This is a genomic window from Stenotrophomonas sp. PS02300, from assembly GCF_029959395.1.
Taxonomy (GTDB): Bacteria; Pseudomonadota; Gammaproteobacteria; order Xanthomonadales; family Xanthomonadaceae; genus Stenotrophomonas; species Stenotrophomonas maltophilia_AD.
In genome coordinates this window covers 30,972-51,733 of the sequence record NZ_JASCOP010000011.1, presented here as the reverse complement: position 1 = coordinate 51,733, position 20,762 = coordinate 30,972, and the positions used below count along the sequence as shown (strand labels likewise).

Genomic DNA, 20,762 nt, shown 5'->3' with positions numbered 1-20,762 from the left:
CGGCAACGACATGCCGCGCGTTCCGCGCCGGCCCATCCCCGCTCCGCACGGAAGTACCGCCCCATGCCCCCGTTCCCGCAGCCCGCTGCCGCCTCGCAGACCCTCACGCCTTACTTCGCACCGCCGAACGCGCCCGCGGCGCAGGACCCTGCCAGCCATCACGCGCCCCGCCACGTCGGCAACGCAGCGTCGCCGTGCATACCGGCCACCAGCGCCCTGGATATGGCGCTGAGTCCACACGAGGCGGCGGTGCATGACGCAATCCTGGCCACGGGTGCACCCGAAAGCACAGCGCTGGCGTGGACGATGAAGAAGTACCTTGCGTCGGCCGCCTCGCCGGAGGAGCGCGCGGCGATCATCCAGTGCATGGAACAGGCGCTGGCCGCGCGCGGACACGACGTGGCGGTGCTGCGCAACCTGGGCATCCATGCGCTGGACAGCGTGCTGAGCCGGGCCGCGTGGACCACGCTCATGGCCGAACTGCCCGGCTGGGCCGGCAGTGCGCTCACCGCCGGGCAGCTGGCGCGCAGCGTGTTCACCGGCACGTGGAGCAGCGTGGCAACCGTGCTGCCCTCGTTGGCGGCGGCACTGCCCACGCTGCGGACCCACGCCGACTTCGACGCGCTGGTGCAGTCGCTGCCCGAGACGGTCCGGAACGGTCTATGGGCCCTGCATGAGAGCGTGACGCAGGCCGATGCGCAGCTGCGCCCCAAGCTCGGCGGCGGCCACCTGTTGTCGGCGTTGGCGGTGGCGGCGCTGCTGTGGCAGCTGCGGCAACAGCTGCCCAAGCCCTCGGGCCAGCTGCAGGGCATCGGATCATTCATCGCCGATCTGCCGAAACACTGGCAGCGGGTCGCCGTGCTCAATGGTGTGGGCGGCACGTTGTTCAAGCCAGTCGAAGCGACCCACGGTGCAGACCTTGCGGCGCCGAAGGTCAAGCTCACTGAAGAGCAGAAGCAGGCGCGCATCCTGCACCAGCACGCGGTGGATCGCGGCAGCGCCGTGATACCGGACTGGAACCCGCACGTTGACCACGTGGCCCTGTCGGCCGCTCCTGAGCCGCTGCATCGGGGCGGTGCGATCGACGAGCCGCCCGTCGCGGTGGCGAACGCGCTGCCCGACGCCGCCACCTCGCCGGCCGACCGCCGGCAGGGTGGCTGGCTGGCCTGGCTCGGCACCGGCATCGCCGCACTCGGCCAGGCTGCGCGCGGCGGCTTCCAGGCGGTGCCACAGGCGCAGCCTGTGGTGGAGATGACGGCGATGGGAGCCTCGCTGGACAGCGTCACCCCGACCACGCCGCTGGTGCCTGCAGCATCGGCTGCGGACGCGGCGTCCAACGTGCGCCTGTTCCCCAATCTGCGACAGTCCCTGCTTGCGCAGGCCGCCATGAAGACCGTGGCAGGTTTGACCGCCGCGGGCGCGGCAGCGCTGTTCGCCACGCGCTATTTCTGGCCCGCTACGCCAACGGCAACGCCTGCCGCGCTGGCCGAACGCCTGGCAGCAGATGTCGTGGAACTGCCCAATGGCCGCTGGGGCACGGGCCTGGACCTGCTGCTCGGCGAACTCGACACGGAAACGCGCAGCACGCGTGCGCGTCGGGCGGTACCGGACACCAACGGCGCACCCGTGACCCATGCCGGCACCGTCGAGGCGCAGCTGCACGGCAACCCGGCCGTGCTGCGGGACGCGCTGCAGGCCGACACCGCGTTGCTGGATCGGGTGCAGTCCATGCGCCTGTGGTCAGTCGCGGTCGCCCGCGACGTCATTGCCAGCCAGCCCGGCTGGCAATGGGTGGCAACGCTGCCCGCATCGGAACAGGAACTGCTGGTGAGCCAATGGCAGGTGGTGCGTGAGCTCGCCCCCGCGCTGGCAGAAGTGGACGCCGCCACCGAGGCGGCGATGACGGCTGCCCTGCTGAAGACAGGTTGGCGCGGCCCCTGGCAGGACATTGAAGTAAAGCTGCCCACCACGCAGGTGGCCGGCATCGCCGTCGACGACCGCCTGCCCCTGTTGCAGTACTGCCTGACGCGCGACGTGGGGGACAGGCACGCCTTCCTTCGCGCAGGCACCGGGGTGACCGCTGACGAACGTACGCAGCTTGCCGCCTTCGTCGGCAGTGCCGATGCGCGCCTTCTGCGTGGGGCCATCAACGCCCGCATGGAACAGGTGCGCCCGGCGCTGAGCCGGACGGTACAGGCGCGGCTGGTGATCGATGCGCTCAAGGCAAAGGCGCAGGGCGTACTGGGCAGCGGCAACGCGCACCGGCGTGGCGCCGACATCGTGCTGGGCTTCCTGCAGGGCACCGGCGCGGTGGAGCGCGCGGAGCTGACCTACGCCGACGGCCCCAACGTGAAGATCGTGGTGCCCAACTACCTGGTACTGCGCAGCGTGGAGCAGGGCACCGAGGGCCAGGTGGTGCTGTACCGGTCGGACCTGTCCAGCTTCCAGACCTTTGGCGATGAAACCGCGTTCCGCCAGTACCTCGATACACGCCGCGCCCGTATCGGCGCCTTCGTCGCCAACGGCAACATCGACGTGACCCTGGGCGATGACATCGTGCAGGCGGCGCTGCCGGCCCAGCGTGCCGAGGTGCGCGGGCTGGTGCAGTCGTGGGAGGCGCGCTTCGCGCGCTACCAGAGCGGCCAGCGCGGGCCACAGGCCTGGAATCCGGGTGAAAGTTTCCAGCTGGCGTTCGCGCGCGTTGACCAGCCGGAAGGCGCGCGGCAACAGTGGGCCGACGCGCTGATCGCGCATGGCGAGGTGCTGGGGCAGGAGCGGCTGCAGCGCAACCGGCTGCGCTGGAGCCCGCTGGGCATCGCCAACATCGCCGCCGAAACCGCATACGGGCAGCAGCAGGACCGGGTGCTGCAGACGCTGCACAGCCACGCGCGCGCCGACGTGACCGCGACGATGGTCCGCGCGCTGCGCACGGCCGGGTTCGCGGGCCCGCTGGAGGGTTTCGATCCGGACCTGGTCCGGCTGCGCGTGGGCGGGCGCGAAATGGACCTGGTCGACTGGGCCACCCATGGCTGGCAGGGCCAGGGCCTGCGCCGCCCGGCAATGCCGGCCAACCTGCCGGACTGGTCGCCGGATGCCGGTGGCCTGCCGAGCGCGCGCCTGGAACCGGTGGCGTGGCTGGACGACGACACCCTCGATGCGATGAAGCTGGTGGCCTACCGGCGCGACCCGGAGGGCGCCCTGCGCGAAGACGCGGCCATGAGCGGGCAGCTGCACGACGCCTCCCTGCGCCGCGCGATCTGCACCGAGCTGGAGGATTTCGCCGAAAGCAACCGCTTGGCCGATGCCTACATCGACCATCTGAAAGCGCTGCCGCACAGCCCGCAGGGCCCGGTGCTTGCCGCCGCGCTGGGTGACCAGATCCGCGCACGCACCGCCTGGATGATCGAAACCGCCCGGCAGGACGGCGCGCTCAACGAGGCCCGCTACCGCGCGCTGCAGGCCGCGCATGCCCAGTTGGACCCGCAACGCACCCGCCCGTCGTCGCTGCAGGGGGTGACCATCAACGGCCATGCCATTGTCGGGCTGTGGGCCATCCGCAGCAGCGCGGGGCGCCACGTGTTCCTGCCCGACACCGGGCACGGCGACCGCCTGCTGGACGAACGCGCGTTTGCTGCGTGGCTGCGCCGCCCCGAGGCAGAAGGCTACATCCGCGCGCGCGCGCGGATGGACCACCACGAAAGCCTGGCGAAGGCGTTCGAACATACCTCGAGCAGCCACGGCATCCCGTTCGGTTTCACCCAGACCCGCGGACCCAAGGCGGCCGCCGCCGCACTGATCGATGCGCGGATGAGCGACGTGGACCGGATGACGGTGAGCCAGCTGGAGCGACTGGGTGAGAGGCTGAAGATGATCGGGGCGATCAGTGTCGGCGCGGCGTGCTCGATGGCCAGCGGGTTTGCCGGGACTGCATGGTGTGTTGCCGGAACGCTGGGAATGCTGGCCGACAGCATCCAGCGAGGCGTGACGGAATTTGAGAATGGCAACGTCAATGACGGCCTCATCGAACTCGGCGGCGGGCTGTACGACCTGCTGGACATTGCACAGATCGGCGCGATCCCCAGCCTGCTGTACCAGGTGGGCAAGCGTGGCCTGGATACCCTGTCAGAGGCTCGGACTGCAGTGCGCAACATGCGGCTGCAGTTGCGTGGCTTCACCGCCGACGGCCGGGTGAATGAAGGTTTCGCGGTGTCCCGGCAATCGCTGGCCAGCGTCGGTCTGCCGATCCTGAAGCAGACCGGGCCCGATGGCGCCACCGTCTATCGACAGGGCGAACGCACCTTCATCGAGCAGGGTGGGCGCTTCATCGAAGCAGCGCCGGACGAGGACAACGTGCTGCGCCTGCGCATGCCGGATGCGGCCGATGCGATGGGGCCGCCCGTGCAGCACACCGACAACGGCTGGCGGCGCCGGCAGCAGCAACCGGCGCCGCGCCGCGGCACCACCACGGTTTCGCCGTTGGTCACGCGCAAATGGATGAGCAAGCTGCCCGAGGCGAAGAATCTTCCCGCGGAGAAGCTGGACGAACTCGAAGCGATCTTCGGCGTGCTGGAGCTGGGCGGGAAGCCCACTGCCGACGTCATGAACGTGGTCCAGGACTGGGCGATGGCCGAGCGCCTCCAGGAAATCGTGGCCAACCCCGCGACCCTCGGGCGGCCGGGCGAAGGCGCGTTCATCCTGCGTGCCTGGGCCGACAGCCCGCGGCTGGGCAACGGCCGCAGCGTGGAAACGTTCTTCTACGAAATCGGCGACTGGATGCGTGCGGCACGCTTCGGCACCGGCCCGGTGGGACTGCACGTCGAGGTGCCGAACGCGCGGACACTGCCGGATCTGGAGGCCCTCGTCGACGCGGCCGGCCTGGCCGAGGTGGCTGGGAAGCTGGAACTGCCACCGGAAGCGGCGCGCGAGGAGGTGCTGCTGGCCGTCCGCCGCGAGCTGGCCGGGGTCATCGGCGAGAAGCCGGCCCAGAGCCAGCAGACCTGGCAACGCTGGCAGGCGATGCAGCACCGCCTGCCCACGGCTGCCGACAACCTGGTCAAGCACTACCCGGAACTGACCCGCGCAGAAGCGCAGGAACTGGTGGCGTCTGATCCGTTGCTGGCCAAGCAGGCCGAATCGTGGCTCTTCCCGCGGCAGACGGCCGCGCAGGTGGCGGATGTGCTGGCCAACCGCAAGCTGCGTGAGCAGCGCCAGTCAGTGGTTGGCGGCCGGATCCGTTCGCTCTCGGAAGTGCAGGTGCTGCAGCGCCATCTGCAGAACGTGGTGCCCGGCCGCGACTGGAGCACGCGTTCCGATCCGTCAGGCAACGGCATCATGCTGGCCTTTGGTGCCTCCGGCGAGGGCGCACCGGCCGGTCACGTCACCTTTGGCGCGGGCGACACGATTCCCGCGCCGGGCACTGTCAAGGCAACACCCCCCAGCTGGCAGCAGCGCGTTTTCGAGCAGTTGACCGCGGCCGAACGCCAGGCGGTCGGCGACCCGGAACGGCTGCGCAAGGCGGTGATCGACCGCATGAAGCAGAGCCATGGGGCAGCCGAATGCGCGTTGCCGCGTCGCAGCGGCGGGCGCATGGCGCGTGCGGCGGAAGACTGCAGCCCGCTGACGCGGATCTCGCTGGAGCCTGAAGACGTCGAAACGTACGAGGCGCTGGACGAGGGCCTGCTGAAGCTGCACGAGAAGATGGACGCCCGGTACGCAGAGCGCATGGTGATGGAGCGCGAATACAAGGCACTGCTGTTGAAACTGGGCGAACTGAAGAAGCAGAATCTGGCGCTCGAACCCGCCGATGCACGGCGTCTGAGCGAACTTGGAAGGTTCGACTACGGCCTGCTGAAGGGCTTCGACATGATGAACTTCGCCAATTACCAGTTGAGCGGGCTGACGTACAAGGGCAATCCGGTTGACCTTGGCCCGGGGTTCCGGCCGGCCGGCGCGGCCGCCAGCGGCAATCCGCGCGGATGGATGGGCGAGGAGGACTTCGTAAAGCCCAACTACATCCGCCGGGTGCTGTTGCCCGACTCGGTGGCGGACGGAAAGCTCACCCAGACCGGGATGTTCCGCGCCGACTACGCCATGGGCGCCGATCTTTCGCCGATGGGCGGAAAGCTGGCTGCCCCCGGGCAAGCGTCGGTGCAGATCACGCTGGTCGACGACGACCTGCTGGTGAAGGCGCCCGGCACCAAGGGCCGGGCCCGGACTGTTCTACTGCGCGACCTGTCCGACGCCGAGATCGAAGCGCTCGGGGGCAACGACGTCTCCGCCACGATGCGGCAGGTGATGGGCGACGCGCGACTGCTGCCCAGCAATGCACGCTCGCTGGTTGCCGGCGAGAACTATCGGATCTATTCGGCCCGGACCTGCAGCGAAGACAAGATTCTGAACGACCTGTTCGGCAACCTCGGCAGCGCGGTCGCCGAGATTTCGGGGGCCCTGAAGGGAAGCAGCAGTGCGCCGATCCATGGTCTGGCAGGGCGTTTCTACGCGCTTACCGACATGCACCTTTGCGTGACCAGCTGTCTGCGGAGAATGCGGGAGCTGGTGTCCTTCATGCCCGACTTGAAGATCAAAGTGTTCTATCGATTTGACGACAACAAGCACCGCCATGAATGGTGGGCTGAGCAGAAGGTCCAGCGTGTCATCCAGCGCAACCAGCAGGACTGGGAAGCAAAGGGCTATACCGATGCGCAGATGCAGGCCGAGGCGATGGTGCAGCTGAAGGATAAGCAGGTTGCAGAGTGGGTGGATGCCGAGCTGCTTCGCGATCCACCGGTGCAGCCCAAGCCGCGCCTGTGGGACCCGAAGGATGAAGAAGAGGCCTTCTGAGTCATGTTCGCTGGTGCCACCTCCACGGGGGTGGCACCATCCCTGCGTGTGTTTGTGAAGAGTTCGAGATGATCATCAATGGTAGGGGCGTACCCCCGCTCAGGGCGCCCGGCGTTCCTGATGACGCCGCGCCATCACTGGGCGAGAGGCACGAGCAGGCGCTGGCTGGGCGCGAAGGGCCTTTCCTGCACTTTTACGGCGCTGCGATGCCGCTTGTCCGTGACGAGTACCGCAGCCACCTCGCGCACGTGCTGGCCGAGTACCTTGAGCAGGGCTTCCTCGAAGGCGACGACAGCGAAGGGCCCGTGCAGCGGCAACAGGCATCGGCCGATCATGCGGACGGCGTCGTGCAGGGGGCCGTGAACCTGGTGTTGCGCGACGGGGTGCTGGTGTTCGGCTTGCTCGACAACCAGGGCGTGGGCGACTGCTACTTCGCGCGTGCGCCAACGGCCTCGGGGCAGGCTTTCTTCTGCATCTGCATCGAGTCCGGCATGGCCTCGGGCGGCCCCTATGAAATCTTCGTGTCACCTGCCATGGACTGGGAGGAATTCCTGCGCCAGCTGCCACCTGCGTGAATATGGCGTGATGTCCGGCATGGCCGATGGGTGGGATACAGGCTTCGTTTTTGGCCCGATCCCGTTATCCTGTCCGCCATGCAGCTATTGAAATACGCCCTGCCATTCCTGTTCCTGTCGCTGGCCGCCGCCTCGACCGCGCATGCGCGCGGCACCATCGAGAAGGTGGACATCACCGGCCTGGACAAGGGCGACGATGCCGAGATGATCGAGAACATCGAGGTCTCGCTGTCGCTGTACGACACCATCGGCAAGGAGCAGGGCGAGTCGCGGCTGGAATACCTGCTGTCCCAGGCCGAGCGCCAGACCCGGCGCGCGCTGGAGCCGTTCGGCTTCTACAACCCGGTGATCACGGTGGAAAGCCCGCGCGAAGGCGACAACCTGCGCGTGGTGATCCATGTCGACCGTGGCCCGCCGACCCTGGTGCGCCGCGAGAACATCGACATCACCGGCCCGGCGCAGCTGGACCAGTACCTGCAGGAAGACCTGGAGAATTTCCGGCCGCGCAAGGGCCAGCGCTTCGAGCACACGCTCTACGACGCCAGCCGCGTGACCATCACCCGGCGCCTGGCCGAACGTGGCTACTTCGATGCCGATTTCACCCAGCGCCGGGTGGAGATCACCCGCGCCGAGAATGCGGCCGACATCGACCTCACCTGGGACAGCGGCCGCCGCTACAACATGGGCGACATCCGCTTCCACCAGGACTACTTCGTGGAGCGCCTGTTCGACCCGCTGGTGTACTGGGAAAAGGGCAGCTACTTCCACGAAGGCAAGCTGGACCGTCTGCGCGAATCGCTGACCAAGCTCGATTACTTCAGCGTGATCGACATCCAGCCGCAGCCGGACCAGGCCGACGAGAACGGCAACGTGCCGGTGGATGTCACCCTCACCCGCGCCAAGCGCAGCATCTACACCGCCGGTATCAGCTACGGCAGCGAAAGCGGCGCCGGTGTGCGCGGCGGCCTGGAGCGGCGCTTCCTCAACAGCCGCGGCCACAAGATGAACACCCAGCTGGACTATGCGCAGAAGCGCAAGAGCCTGGTCAGCACCTACCGGGTGCCGGCGTTCAAGTGGCTGGATGGCTGGTACGGGCTTACCGCCAGCGTCTATGACGAGCAGACCGACTACATCGACCTGCGCAACTTCAAGCTGATCGGCAGCCGCAGCGGCGAGATCAACGAGAACTGGACCGCGATCGCCTCGGTCAACGCCCTGCGCGAGCGCTGGCGCTATGCCTCGGGCACCGAGTTCACCAACGCGATCTACAACACCTCCACGCTGGTGTACCCGCAGCTGGTGGCCGACTACGTGAACGTGGACGACCGCCTTGCCCCGCGCAAGGGTATCAGTGGCAGCGCCACCCTGCGTGGCGGCATCGAAGGCGCAGGTTCGGATACCAGCTTCGTGCAGGCCAGCGTGATGCTGCGCTGGTTCATTCCGGTCGGCGACGCCGACCGCCTGATCCTGCGCGGCGAAGGTGGCACCACCTGGACCAGCGACCTGGTGGCGATGCCGCCCAGCCTGCGCTTCTTCGCCGGTGGCGACCGCAGCATCCGCGGCTATGCGTTCCGTGAAGTGGGCCCGCGCACGCCTCCGCCGGATAAATTCGCACTGGGCGCCAAGAACCTGGTGACCGCCTCGGCCGAGTACGAGCACTACTTCAAGGGCGGCCCGTGGGGCGGCGCGGTGTTCGTCGATACCGGCAGCGCGTTCGACAACACCATCGACCTGCATACCGGCGTGGGCTTCGGCGTGCGCTGGAAATCGCCGGTGGGCCCGGTGCGCGTGGACATCGCGCATGGCCTGAACCACCCGGATTCGAAGTTCCAGCTGTACCTGAGCGTGGGAGCGGACCTGTGAGCACGCCGACCCCGACCCCGCCAACCCCGCCGCCGCCGCGCGTGCGCTTCTACCGCAAGCGCCGCTTCTGGGCGTGGTCCGGCTTCACCGTGCTGGGCCTGGTGCTGCTGGCACTGCTGCTGGTGTACTGGCTGCTACAGACCGTGGCCGGGCGCGATGTGCTGCTGGCCCAGGTGGTGGCGCGGCTTCCCGCCGGCGCCACGCTGACCTGGAGCAAGGTGGACGGCCCGGTGGCCGGGCCGCTGGTGCTGCACAACCTGGATTTCCGCTACGACGACATCCACTTCACCGCCGAGCGCGCGTACCTGGATCCGGATATCCGCCCGCTGCTGGGCCGCAAGCTGCAGCTGGATGCGCTGCAGATCAAGAACGCCACGTTGAACCTGGCCAAGAGCGATGAACCGTTCGAAATGCCATCGTGGCCCGGTTCGCTGCCGCAGATCGAAATGCCGCTGGCGATCCAGGCCGACACCATCATCATCGATGGCTTCCGCATCACCCAGGCGCAGGAACCGGTGATCGATATCACCAAGCTGCGCGGTGGCCTGGAAATCGCCAACGGCGAATTCCGCGCACGCCAGCTCAAGGTCGACAGCGACCTGGGCGACTTCCGCGTGGACGGCCGTTACGTGCCGCGCAGCGACTATTCCACCGACATCACCATCGGCGCGGTGCTGCCGGCGCCGCGTGGGCGCACCCCGGCGCGGCTGGGACTGGTGGCCCGTGGCGACCTGGACCGCATGGAAATCGCCCTGGCCGGGCATGCGCCCGCGCCACTGCAGGCCAGCCTGATCTTCGATGGCCGCGACGAACCGGTGTGGAAGGCCAGTGCGCGCAGCAAGGAACTGGATCTGGCACTGCTGGTGCCGGGCATGGATGCCAGCACCAGCACGCCCCTGTCGCTGGATTTCCAGGCCACCGGCAAGGGCGGGCAGGCCAACCTGCAGGGCCGCATCCAGCAGGGCGACCTGGCGGTGGAGCTGGCACCGTCCAACGTCGGCCTGGCCGACCAGGTGCTGACCGTCTCGCCACTGGTGGTGAAGGGCTTCGGTGGCCAGGCACGGCTGCAGGGCACCGCCGATTTCCGTGACCGCGAAAACGCCAGCCTGCGCTTCGCGATCGTCGCCAACGACCTGACCTTCGTGCCCGAAGCCGACCCCACCACGCCGGGCGCCGCCAAGCCGGTGCCGGTGACGCTCAACGAAGCGCGCATGGGCCTGGCCGGCACGCTCAAGAACTGGGCGGCGGTCGGCACGGCCTCGGTGGAGCGCGAACAGCAATCGGCCGACCTGACCTTCGATGTGCGCGGCAGCGACACCGCCGCCCGGATCAAGCAGCTGCAGGCCAAGACCCCGGGCGGCGCGCTGGACGTGACCGGCCAGGTGGCGTGGGCACCGCAGCTGGATTGGGACGTGGCCGCCAAGCTGGCCGCGTTCGATCCCGGCTACTTCGTGCCCGGCTGGGACGGCCGCCTGTCCGGCAACGTGGCCTCGAAGGGTCGCCAGCTGCCGCCGCCGGCGGGCAGCCCGGCCGGCACCGCCGGCATCTACGAAGCCACCGTGGACGTGCCCGGCATCAACGGCATGCTGCGCAACCGCCGCGTGGATGCGCAGGGCCGCTTCGCGCTGCGCGGGCAGCAGGGCGAAGGCAACGTGCGCCTGGCGGTGGGCAACAGCCGCCTGACCGCACGCGGCAGCGTCGGCGACCGCCTCGATGTGCAGGCGCAGCTGGAACCGGTGCAGCTGGATGACCTGATGCCCGGCAGCACCGGCACGCTGCGTGGGCAGGTGCAGGTACGCGGGCCGCGCACCGCGCCGGACATCACTGCCGACCTGGTCGGCAGCGGGCTGCGCTATGCCGATTACAGCGCCGAAGCGCTGAGCATCCGTGGCCGCCTGCCGTGGCAGGGCAGCAACGGCACGCTGGCGCTGCAGGGCACCAACGTGCAGGCCGGCATGCTGCTGGACACGATCACCGTGAACGCACGCGGCAGCGTGTCCAACCTGCAGCTGGACGCGCAGGCGAAGAACGAACTGGGTGCGGTGGCGCTGGAGGGCGGGGTACGCCAGCAGGGCAACGCATGGCGGGGCGATATCGCCGCGCTGCGGATCGCACCGATCAAGGGCGATGCGTGGGCACTGCGCGCACCGGCCACGTTCGGCATCCAGGGCAGCACCTTCACCCTGACCGACACCTGCCTGGGCGCGGCCACCGGCGGCGCGCTGTGCGCCAGCGCCAACTGGCCGCGCGATGGCTTGAAGGTGCGTGGCGATGCGTTGCCGCTGGCCCTCGTGCAGCCGTGGCTGCCGCCACAATCCGGGCGCCGCCTGCACCTGCGCGGCGAAATCACCCTGGATGGGCAGATCCGCCCGCGCGGCAATGCCTGGGAGGGCAGCGCGAAGATCGCCTCGCTGGAAGGCGGCATCCGCCTGGGCGACAACGCGCGTGGCGAGCTGGTGCGCTATGACCAGTTCTCGGCCACGCTGGAAATGACCCCGGCGCAGATCAACGCCAAACTCGGTGTCGGCTTCCAGGGCAACGGCTTCGTCGATGCCAAGGTGCAGACCGGCTGGGACGCCAACGCCCCGCTCAACGGCGAGCTGTACCTCAACATGTCGCGGCTGTACTGGATCGAGCTGTTCTCGCCCGACATCGTGCGCCCCACCGGCCTTATCGAAGGCCACGTCAGCCTGCGCGGTACGCGCGGCACGCCGTCGCTGGGTGGCGAAGCCAAGCTGAGCAACTTCAAGGGCGAGTTCCCGGCGCTGGGCCTGACCTTCGACCAGGGCAGCGGCAGCTTCACCGCGCAGCCGGATGGTTCGGCCAAGATCACCGCGCAGGCGAACTCGGGCAAGGGCACGTTGTATGTCGATGGCGGGCTGTCGTGGTTCGGCGATGCGCAGCCGCTGCAGCTGCACATCCACGGCGAGAACGTGCTGCTGTCCAACACGCCGGAACTGCGCATCGTTGCCAACCCCAACCTCGATTTCACCCTGGCCAAGGCCGCCATGCAGCTGCGCGGCACCGTGCACGTGCCCGAGGCCGACCTGGACCTGGAGCGGCTGGATCGCGGTACCTCGGTCTCCGAAGACGTGGTGGTGCTGGACCCGGCCGACCCGGAAGAAGGCCCGAGCCTGCCGCTGGACATGGACCTCACCGTGAGCCTGGGCGACAAGGTGCGCATGGCCGGCTTCGGCCTGAAGGGCGGGCTGGGCGGCAAGATGCAGGTGTGGTCGCGGCCCGGTCGCGAGATGACCGCCAACGGCGCGCTGGAAGTGAGCGGGCGCTACAAGGCCTATGGCCAGGACCTGACCATTACCCGCGGCAACCTCAACTGGAACTTCAACGCGGTGTCCGACCCGCGCATCAACATCCGGGCCGAGCGCCGGGTGGGCGATGTCACGGCGGGTATCGACGTGACCGGCCGCGCGCAGTCGCCACGGGTGGATGTGTGGTCGGACCCGTCGATGTCGCAGTCCGAAGCGCTGGCCTTCCTGGTGCTGGGGCGCAGCCTCACCGGCGCCAGCAGCGACCAGACCCAGCAGGTCAACGCGGCCTCGGCGGCGCTGTCGGCCGGCAGCGGCCTGCTGGCCTCGCAGCTGGGCGCCAAGCTCGGCCTGGACGATGCCGGCGTCAGCCAGTCGCGCGCGCTGGGCGGTTCGGTGATCGGCGTGGGCAAGTTCATCTCGCCCAAGCTGTACGTCGGCTACGGCGTCTCGCTGGTCGGCAGCGGCTCGGTACTCACGCTGAAGTACCTGCTGCGCCGTGGCTTTGACATCGAAATCGAATCCAGCACGGTAGAAAACCGCGGCTCGCTCAACTGGCGAAAAGAAAAGTAGCGCCAGGCCCTGCCTGGCTGCACCGCTGCGCGGTGCATGCCGAATGCGGCAAGGAAATCTTGCCGCTTCATGCTGCGCAGAGCGCACGCAAAGACAGTTCGCCTACCGCGTCACACTTCGCAAAGTGCTTGCACCGCAATGGATGCAGGGTACTCGCAGTCCATTTCCGACGCAGTGTTAGGCACCGCCTACCGGTTCGGCCAAATCAACAGATAAAACCGAATTCCGATATCGTCATCGCGTCCGCATGGTGGGTTGAGGAGTCTGATAGCTCCGGAAATTGGATGTAATGCGTCGGGAGGGTGACCGAATACAACACCCTCGTGGAAATACGTCGCACCGTTTCGTTTCACACGGCTATCAGCCTCCCGACTCCCTCGCCATCCCGGCGAGGGAGACATCCAGGAGAGGCCTACCATGCACGGCATCAAAGATGATTCCCGCGCCGACGCCCGATCCCGCGTCACCTACCACTGGCGCATGCCGCGCACCGTCCTCATCGGTGCGGAGCGCCATGACGACAACGAGCCAAAGCCCGGCGAAATCCTGATCCCATCCCTGCACCTGCGCGGCATGTGGATGACCACCGCCGGCATGGAAACCGGCTCGCGCGTGAGCCTGCACATCGCGCCGGGCTGCCTGTTGCTGCGGATGGTCAACCCGGTAGTACGCGTCGCCTGCCGCCCAGGCTGGTGCCAGGCCGCCCAGGACTCCAACCGCGCCCGCTGGTAGGGTCGCATCCCAATCGACCGCCGATAAGGCAGCTGCGCCCGGTAATGCCATTGCATTGATCGGCAATCCGATGACGATTGTAGAGCCGGGCCCGGCCTGGCTCTCTACTCGTTCCACCACCGCATCGCCCGGGCGCGACGGAGATCCAATGCCCAGAAGACGATGGACGTCACCAATGCAGGGACGAACAGCGCCGTGCCCACCACCATGAAGAACAGTCCGCTGCCATGCTCGGGCGGGCGAGCGTTCCGCCGTGCGTAGTAGCGGAACTGCGCTATTCGGACTACCTGCCACGTGAGCAACCACACCGCGAGGATGTACAGCGGTATCCAGTCGAGGAAGAACCGGTATGTTGACAGGACCAGAACCACCACTATCCCAACCAGCAGTGGCACGCCTGCGATACGCAGATTCTCACGCGCTGATCTCACCGATTCCGGTGCGAGTTGCCAGGCGTAAAGCGCGTGGCGACCAAAACGGCCAAGGACCAGCGCCGGGGGAAGCAGCCAGGCCGTCATTACCAGCAGGCCGGTCCGCAGTGGTGACCCTGTCAGTAGGCTTGCATATCCATCGAACCACATTGCCGGAAAAAGAACACCGACCAGAACAGTGCTCAAGACAGCCGCCCGGAACAACCAGACCTGCAGTTCCAGACGATGCCAAGGCTGCGCCTGGCCACCCCAGAAGTTGGCTTGCCCGCTGTCGATGCCTTTCGGCAGTGGCACCCCCGGTTGGCAGCCGAGCGCCCCCATCAAGGCAACGACCGCCTTGGCCCGATCTGGCCGCAGCGCACTCCACAGGTTGCGCAGACGCGAGCGTGGCGTCTGCAGAGCCTTGAGGCGTGTGGCAATCGCTCCTGCAGAAGGTCGATTCGGCCCGGGCCCGGCGACCAGAATCGCCAATCCATCGTGCTGGGCGGGCAACTGCAACCATGCGCGGTGGGTTCGCTCAGCCAACCACTGCAGCTCGCGCGCATCCACACCGCTGGCGATGTCGTTCCAGCCGAGCAGGTTGTACATCGCCAGTACGTTGCTCTCGCATACAAGCACGTCGTCTTCGCGCAGCGCATGCAGAAACCGGAGTGCAACCGCGTCGCGGGTATCAAATGACCAGTCCTGGCTGTGCGCACGCAACCACGCCGGAAGCTGCGCGGGTACCGCAGTGCTGCCTTCGCGCAGCATGGAGGCGAGGGCATGGCGCGGATCCGGCTGTGGCGGCAGTGCTACGTCGACCGAGCGGATCCGGGGCTGCGCAGCCGCTACAGGTGCAGCAGACTGCGATGCGTCGTTAGCGGCCACCGTCTGCGCAAAGGCCGCGCTCTCGTCGGCGCTTTCCACCTGCGATCGGCGCGCGGCCAGCGCGCGCTGGTAGGCATCATGCAGCGCCTGAAACGCGGCCGCATCTTCATCCGGCCGGATCACCTTCAATGCCTTTGCATAGGCACGCTTGATCGCACGCTCGTCCGACTCAGCGCCAAGGCGCTGCAGCTCGCCAACAACGTCATCCAGGGTTTCAGTCATGGCGCACCGCGTTCGTCCAGCGCAGCACCTTGCGATGGCGGTACAGGTCCATTGCCCAGTAGCCCAGGGCACCAATCCAGGCCGGCACCAGCAGCAGGGTGGGCACCAGCATCAGGAACAACGCGCCTCCGCTGATCTCCAGGGACTTGCCCTGTCGGTAGCGGCTGCGGACCTGTGCCAGTCGCAGTACCTTCCACGCCAGCGGCCAGCCGAGGACGAACATCAGCCCGGCCTTCCACGCCAACAGCGGCCAGCACGCCGCTGCCAGCGCGACCAGCAGCGGAATGGTCAGCAAGCGCAGCCACGGGCGCCGCGTCGTCGCTGTCTCGGGCGCCATCTGATATCGGTACACAGCATCCTGCGCGATGCTGAGCAGTATCCAGACCGGCGGCAACAGCAGGGCGGCCAGCAACCAGAGGCCCGCGGTGGGCGTCAGCTGTGGATGCGCCGGGTCCTTGGTGCGTTCAACAATGTACAGACCCACCATCATCAACCCAACGCCAATGATCGTGGCCCGGATCACCGCCAGAAGTATCGCGGTGCGATGCAGGGGGCTGCCAGCGGAGGCCCAGAAGTTCGCTTGGCCGGCATTGATGCCCACCGGTAAAGGCACGCCTGGGTGGCAACCCAGTGCTGCCAGCAGCGCATGCATCTGGCCCGGAGTACGGGGATGCAGCGCGGCAAGCAGGTTGTCCACGTACGAACGGGATCGCTGCAGCCGGTCAAGCCAGTTGGCGACCTCGCGCTGGGTCATGCGTCGATCGCGCTGCCTGGGCATCAGCGCCGCCAACTCGCCGTGATTGGCCGGCAACTGCAGCCATGCGCCGTGGGCGCGGTTCGACAACCACTGCAGCTCGTGCATGTCTGCACCGCTGGCCACGTCATCCCAGCCGAAGAAACGGTAGATCACGTGCAGGTTGGCACTGCACATCACCACATCGCCTTCGCGCAATGCCGAAATCAGGCGGGCGCTGACCGCATCGCGGGTATCCAGCGACCACTCGCGGGTCTCCGCTTGCAGCCGGGCCGGAAACGCCTCACGCGCGGTTTCCGCGCCGCGGCGCAGCAGCAGCCTGCAGGCATGCTCCGGCGTGGGCTGGGCCGGCAGGTCCAGGTCAACCGGCGACAGTACAGGCGCTTCGGCCTCACTGCGAATCCGTGGCGCTGCGGCGCGTGGCGGTGTCAGTGCGTCCGGGGCGGCCACGGCCACCACCGCGTCGATCTCTCCCCACCGTGCCGCGCCGGGGCGGTCCTGCTCCTGCTGATGCTCCTGCTCCTGCGCTGCGCGGCACCGCGCCAAGGCGTGCTGGTACAGGTCATGCAGGCGTTGAAAGCCGGCCGGGTCTTCGTCTGGCCGGGTCTGCTTGAGCAGACGCGCATAGGCCCGCTTCAGGCCACGCTCGTCGCCGACGGTGGCAAGGTCCAGCAGCTCACCGGCCCCGCTCAAGCCAGTTCATCCAGCGCAGCATTGAACTGGCGGCGGTCCTGTTCGATCAATGCCGGGTCCTGCGACTCAAGCGTGTTGCGGAAGCGTGCAATCCACTCCTGCAGGGTGGGGCGCATATCGACCAGTTCTTCGTAGATGCGTTCGGCACGGGTGATCAGCGCCAGGTTCTGCTGCTGCTCGCGTGGGTGGACCTTGAGCTGCTGCAACCGGGCCAGGCGTTCACGGATCTCGGCGGCATCCAGCAGGCCCGGGTTCTGTTCGATGACCAGTTCGTGCCGTTGCCCGGTGGCTGCCTCGGTCACTTCGACCTGCAGCAGCCCGTTGATGTCATAGGTGAAGCGCACCAGCACGCCCTCGGTGCCCTTGCCGGGGGTGAGCGGCACATTGATCTCGCCCAGCTTGATGTTCTTCTCCACCATCGGGCTTTCACCCTGGTAGATATCCACCAGCAGCTGCTTCTGCCCCTCGTGTAGCGGGAACAGCTGGTCCTCGCGGCTGATGGGCACCACGCTGTTGCGGGGGATGATCGGATGGAAATAGCCGGTCTGCACCTGGTTGCCCACGCGGTGCGCGATCTGGGTGCCCAGGGTGTAGGGGCATACATCGGTCAGCACCACTTCTTCCAGCGACTGCGCACGGTCCTTCAGGCCGGCGGCAACCGTCGCACCCAGCGCAATGGCCTGGTCGGGGTGGATGTGGCGCAGCGGCAGGCGGTTGAACATGCGCGTGACCAGCCGGGCCACCATCGGCATGCGCACCGCACCACCGACCAGCACGATGTCATCCAGGTCGGCGGGCTTGAGCTTGGCATCGCGCATGGCGCGTTCGATCGGCGCACGCATGCGCTGCAGCAGCGGCTCAGACAGTTGTGCGAAGCCGGGTTCGTCCAGCTCCCACTCCAGGTCATGGCTTTCCAGCCGCAACTGCACGCGGGCTTCGCGGGCATCGGTGAGCTCGCGCTTGAACTGCTCCAGGCGCAGGCGCAGCACGGCGGTGTCGTGCGGGGTGAGCCGGCGCGGGTCGATCTTGTGGCGCGCACAGAACGCCTTGACCAGAAGTTCGAGGAAGTCCTCACCACCAAGGAAGTTGTCACCGGCCGTGGCGTGCACTTCCACCACGCCATCGAACAGCTCCAGGATCGACACGTCAAAGGTGCCACCGCCGAGGTCCAGGACCAGCACCCGGCCTTCGCCGGCGCGATCGCGCAGGCCGTAGGCAAGCGCCGCCGCAGTGGGCTCATTGATCAGCCGCTCGACCTTGATTCCCGCCAGTTCCCCGGCGCTGCGCGTGGCCTTGCGTTGGGCGTCGGTGAAATAGGCCGGCACGCTGATCACCGCCTCGGTCACTTTCTCACCCAGCGCCGCCTCGGCGTCGGCCAGCAGCGAGCGCAGGACCAGCGCGGACAGCTCCTCGGCGCGGAAGCGGCGCTCGCCCAGCCGGGTTTCATGCGGCGTGCCCATCAATCGCTTGAAGGTGGCCACGCTCAGCCCCGGCTGGGTCACCAGGCGGTCCTGCGCCGGCTTGCCGACCAGCACGGTGTCACCATCCAGGCTGACCACCGAGGGCGTCAGCAGGTCGCCATGCGCGTTCCGGAACAGTTCCCCGCCCTCGGGCCGGTGCACGCCGATAAGTGAATGCGTCGTGCCCAGATCAATCCCTACGATCATCCCTGCCATCTCCCCCTGAGAAGCGCCGATTCTAGCCAGCCCGGCCCACCCCTGACCATCGGGCGTTGCCCCACCGGCCCCCAGTGGCTAAGGTGCCCGCTCGTTCCGCCGTACCGGATGCACCCATGCCCGCACGCAAGCCCCTCAGCGCCGCCCTGGCCCTTGGCCTCACCCTCGCCGCCGGCGCCCACGCCGACGAAGGCATGTGGATGCCAACCCAGCTGCCGGACCTGGCCAAGCCGCTCAAGGCCGCCGGCTTCAAGGGCAACCCGGCCGACCTGGCCAACGTGACCGCCGCGCCGCTCAGCGCCGTGGTGCGTGCCGGTGGCGGCACCGGCTCGTTCGTGTCCGAAGACGGCCTGCTGCTGACCAACCACCATGTCGCCATGGGCGTGATCCAGTACAACACCACCGCCGAGCACAACCTGATCGACGGCGGCTTCATCGCCCAGGGCCGCACCGATGAGCGCCCGTCCAACCCGGATTTCCGCGTGTTGGTCACCACCGGCTTCGACAAGGTCACCGATGAAGTGCTGCGCGATGCGCGCGGCAAGACCGGGCGCGCCTATTTCGACGCGGTGGACCGCGCCAGCAAGCAGCTGGTGGCCGAATGCGAGCAGGAAGGCAACGTGCGCTGCAGCGTGGCCGACATGTACTACGGCACCGATTTCTACCGCATCCGCCAGCTGGAGCTGAGCGACGTGCGCCTCGTCTACGCGCCGCCGCGCGCGATCGGCAACTACGGCGATGAGATCGACAACTTCATGTGGCCGCGCCACACCGGCGATTTCACCCTGCTGCGCGCCTACGTGGGCAAGGACGGCAAGCCGGCCGCCTACAGCCCGGACAACGTGCCCTACCACCCGCCGGCGCACCTGAAGATGGCCATCGATGGCCCGAAGACCGGTGATTTCGCCATGCTGGCCGGTTACCCGGGCATCACCTACCGCCACCGCACTGCGGCCGAGTTCGCCGGCCAGATCGATGCGGTGCTGCCGCGCCGGGTAGCGGTGTTCCAGCAGATGATCGACACCATCGAGGCCGCTACCGCCAAGGATGCGCAGGCGCGCACCCGCTATGCCGCGCAGCTGCAGTCGTTGAAGAACAACCGCAAGCGCGCCGCCGGTGAGCTGGAAGGCCTGCTGCGCAGCGATGCCAAGACCCAGCGCGCCACCGATGAAGCGGCGATGCTGAAGGCCACCGATGCGGCCTGGCAGCCGGACATCCAGGCGCTGCTGGGCTCGTTGTCGCAGGGCGCGGCGATGGGCGAGCGCGATTTCGTGCTGGAACAGGCCGCCGCGCAGAGCCAGCTGCTGCGTTCGGCGCTGCTGCTGGAGCGCCTGCGCATTGAATCGGCCAAGCCCGATGCCGAGCGCGAAAGCGGCTACCAGCAGCGCGACCAGGCGCTGATCGAAGGCACCCTCAAGCAGGTCCAGCGCCGTTACGCGCCGGCCGTGGAAAAGGCGCTGCTGACCGATCTGCTGACCCGCTACCAGCAGCTGCCCGATGCGCAGCGCGTACCCGAGTTCGACGACGCGTTCGGCCGTACCCCGGCCGCGCTGGCCAAGGCGCTGGACGCGCTGTACACCGGCACCCGGCTGGGTGATGAAGCCGAACGCCTGGGCCGCTTCGCCGCTGCTAAGGAAGGCAAGGCATTGGCGCATGACCCGCTGATCGACCTGGCCGGCCCGCTGGTGGCCGCGCAGCTGCGCCTGGAAGAGCAGCGCAAGGAGCGCGAAGGCGAGCAGCTGCGCCTGCGCCCGGCCTACATGCAGGCGCTGTTCGCGTGGCGGGCAAAGCAGGGCCGGGCGGTGTACCCGGACGCCAACCGCACGCTGCGCATCAGCTACGGCAAGGTGGAAGCACTGTCGCCGCGCGATGCGGTGCATTTCGATCCGGTCACCACCGTGGCCGGCATCGTGGAGAAGAACACCAACGCGTTCCCGTTCGACGCGCCCAAGCCGCTGCTGGCGGCGATCGCCAAGAGTGATTTCGGCAGCACCGCCGATCCGGTGCTGAAGACCCAGACGGTCAACTTCCTGACCAACCTGGACACCACCGGCGGCAACTCCGGTTCGCCGGTGCTCAATGCACGCGGCGAACTGATCGGCCTGAACTTCGACAGCAACTGGGAATCGGTCAGCGCCAGCTGGTGGTTCGACCCGCGCTTCAAGCGCGCGGTGCACGTGGACATGCGCTACCTGCGCTGGCTGCTGGCCAAGGTCTACCCGGCACCGGCACTGCTGAAGGAAATGGGCGTGCCGGCCGAATAAGGCCGG

The 20,762-nt window shown here is 67.9% G+C and carries 9 protein-coding genes; 6 read left to right on the top strand and 3 right to left on the bottom strand.

From position 1 onward, the window contains the following. The first annotated feature begins 63 nt into the window (after nucleotides 1–63). From QMX79_RS04130 to QMX79_RS04110, 5 genes are all read left to right on the top strand, one after another. Nucleotides 64–6,840, top strand: coding sequence for a hypothetical protein (locus QMX79_RS04130; protein ID WP_282244679.1), 6,777 nt, complete (start codon nucleotides 64–66; stop codon nucleotides 6,838–6,840). A gap of 68 nt (nucleotides 6,841–6,908) precedes the next feature. After that, nucleotides 6,909–7,415, top strand: coding sequence for a hypothetical protein (locus tag QMX79_RS04125; protein WP_282244677.1), 507 nt, complete (start codon nucleotides 6,909–6,911; stop codon nucleotides 7,413–7,415). A gap of 78 nt (nucleotides 7,416–7,493) precedes the next feature. Then, nucleotides 7,494–9,278 (top strand): autotransporter assembly complex family protein, encoded by a 1,785-nt coding sequence (locus QMX79_RS04120; protein WP_282244675.1) that lies wholly within the window; start codon nucleotides 7,494–7,496, stop codon nucleotides 9,276–9,278. Next, complete coding sequence (locus QMX79_RS04115) at nucleotides 9,275–13,117, top strand: translocation/assembly module TamB domain-containing protein (RefSeq protein ID WP_282244671.1); 3,843 nt, start codon at nucleotides 9,275–9,277, stop codon at nucleotides 13,115–13,117. The genes QMX79_RS04120 and QMX79_RS04115 overlap by 4 nt, the downstream gene beginning before the upstream one ends. Nucleotides 13,118–13,534: 417 nt before the next feature. Continuing rightward, nucleotides 13,535–13,849: a SymE family type I addiction module toxin gene (locus QMX79_RS04110; RefSeq protein ID WP_282244669.1), complete on the top strand. Its 315-nt coding sequence runs from the start codon at nucleotides 13,535–13,537 to the stop codon at nucleotides 13,847–13,849. Between the two features lie 104 nt (nucleotides 13,850–13,953). Here the strand turns inward: QMX79_RS04110 and QMX79_RS04105 are convergent, their stop codons facing one another. The 3 genes from QMX79_RS04105 to QMX79_RS04095 are packed head-to-tail and all read right to left on the bottom strand — an operon-like array spanning nucleotide 13,954 to nucleotide 18,483. Continuing rightward, nucleotides 13,954–15,369, bottom strand: a complete 1,416-nt coding sequence (locus QMX79_RS04105; RefSeq protein ID WP_282244667.1) for a hypothetical protein — start codon at nucleotides 15,367–15,369, stop codon at nucleotides 13,954–13,956. Continuing rightward, nucleotides 15,362–16,816 carry a hypothetical protein gene (locus tag QMX79_RS04100; protein ID WP_282244665.1) on the bottom strand — a complete coding sequence of 485 codons (1,455 nt, stop codon included), beginning with the start codon at nucleotides 16,814–16,816 and terminating at the stop codon, nucleotides 15,362–15,364. The genes QMX79_RS04105 and QMX79_RS04100 overlap by 8 nt, the downstream gene beginning before the upstream one ends. Then, complete coding sequence (locus tag QMX79_RS04095; protein WP_282244663.1) at nucleotides 16,813–18,483, bottom strand: molecular chaperone HscC; 1,671 nt, start codon at nucleotides 18,481–18,483, stop codon at nucleotides 16,813–16,815. Before QMX79_RS04095 ends, QMX79_RS04100 begins: the two co-directional genes overlap by 4 nt. A 125-nt stretch (nucleotides 18,484–18,608) precedes the next feature. On the opposite strand from QMX79_RS04095, the gene QMX79_RS04090 reads away from it, so the two are divergent. Then, nucleotides 18,609–20,756, top strand: coding sequence for a S46 family peptidase (locus QMX79_RS04090; RefSeq protein ID WP_282244661.1), 2,148 nt, complete (start codon nucleotides 18,609–18,611; stop codon nucleotides 20,754–20,756). The last annotated feature ends 6 nt before the right edge of the window (nucleotides 20,757–20,762 follow it).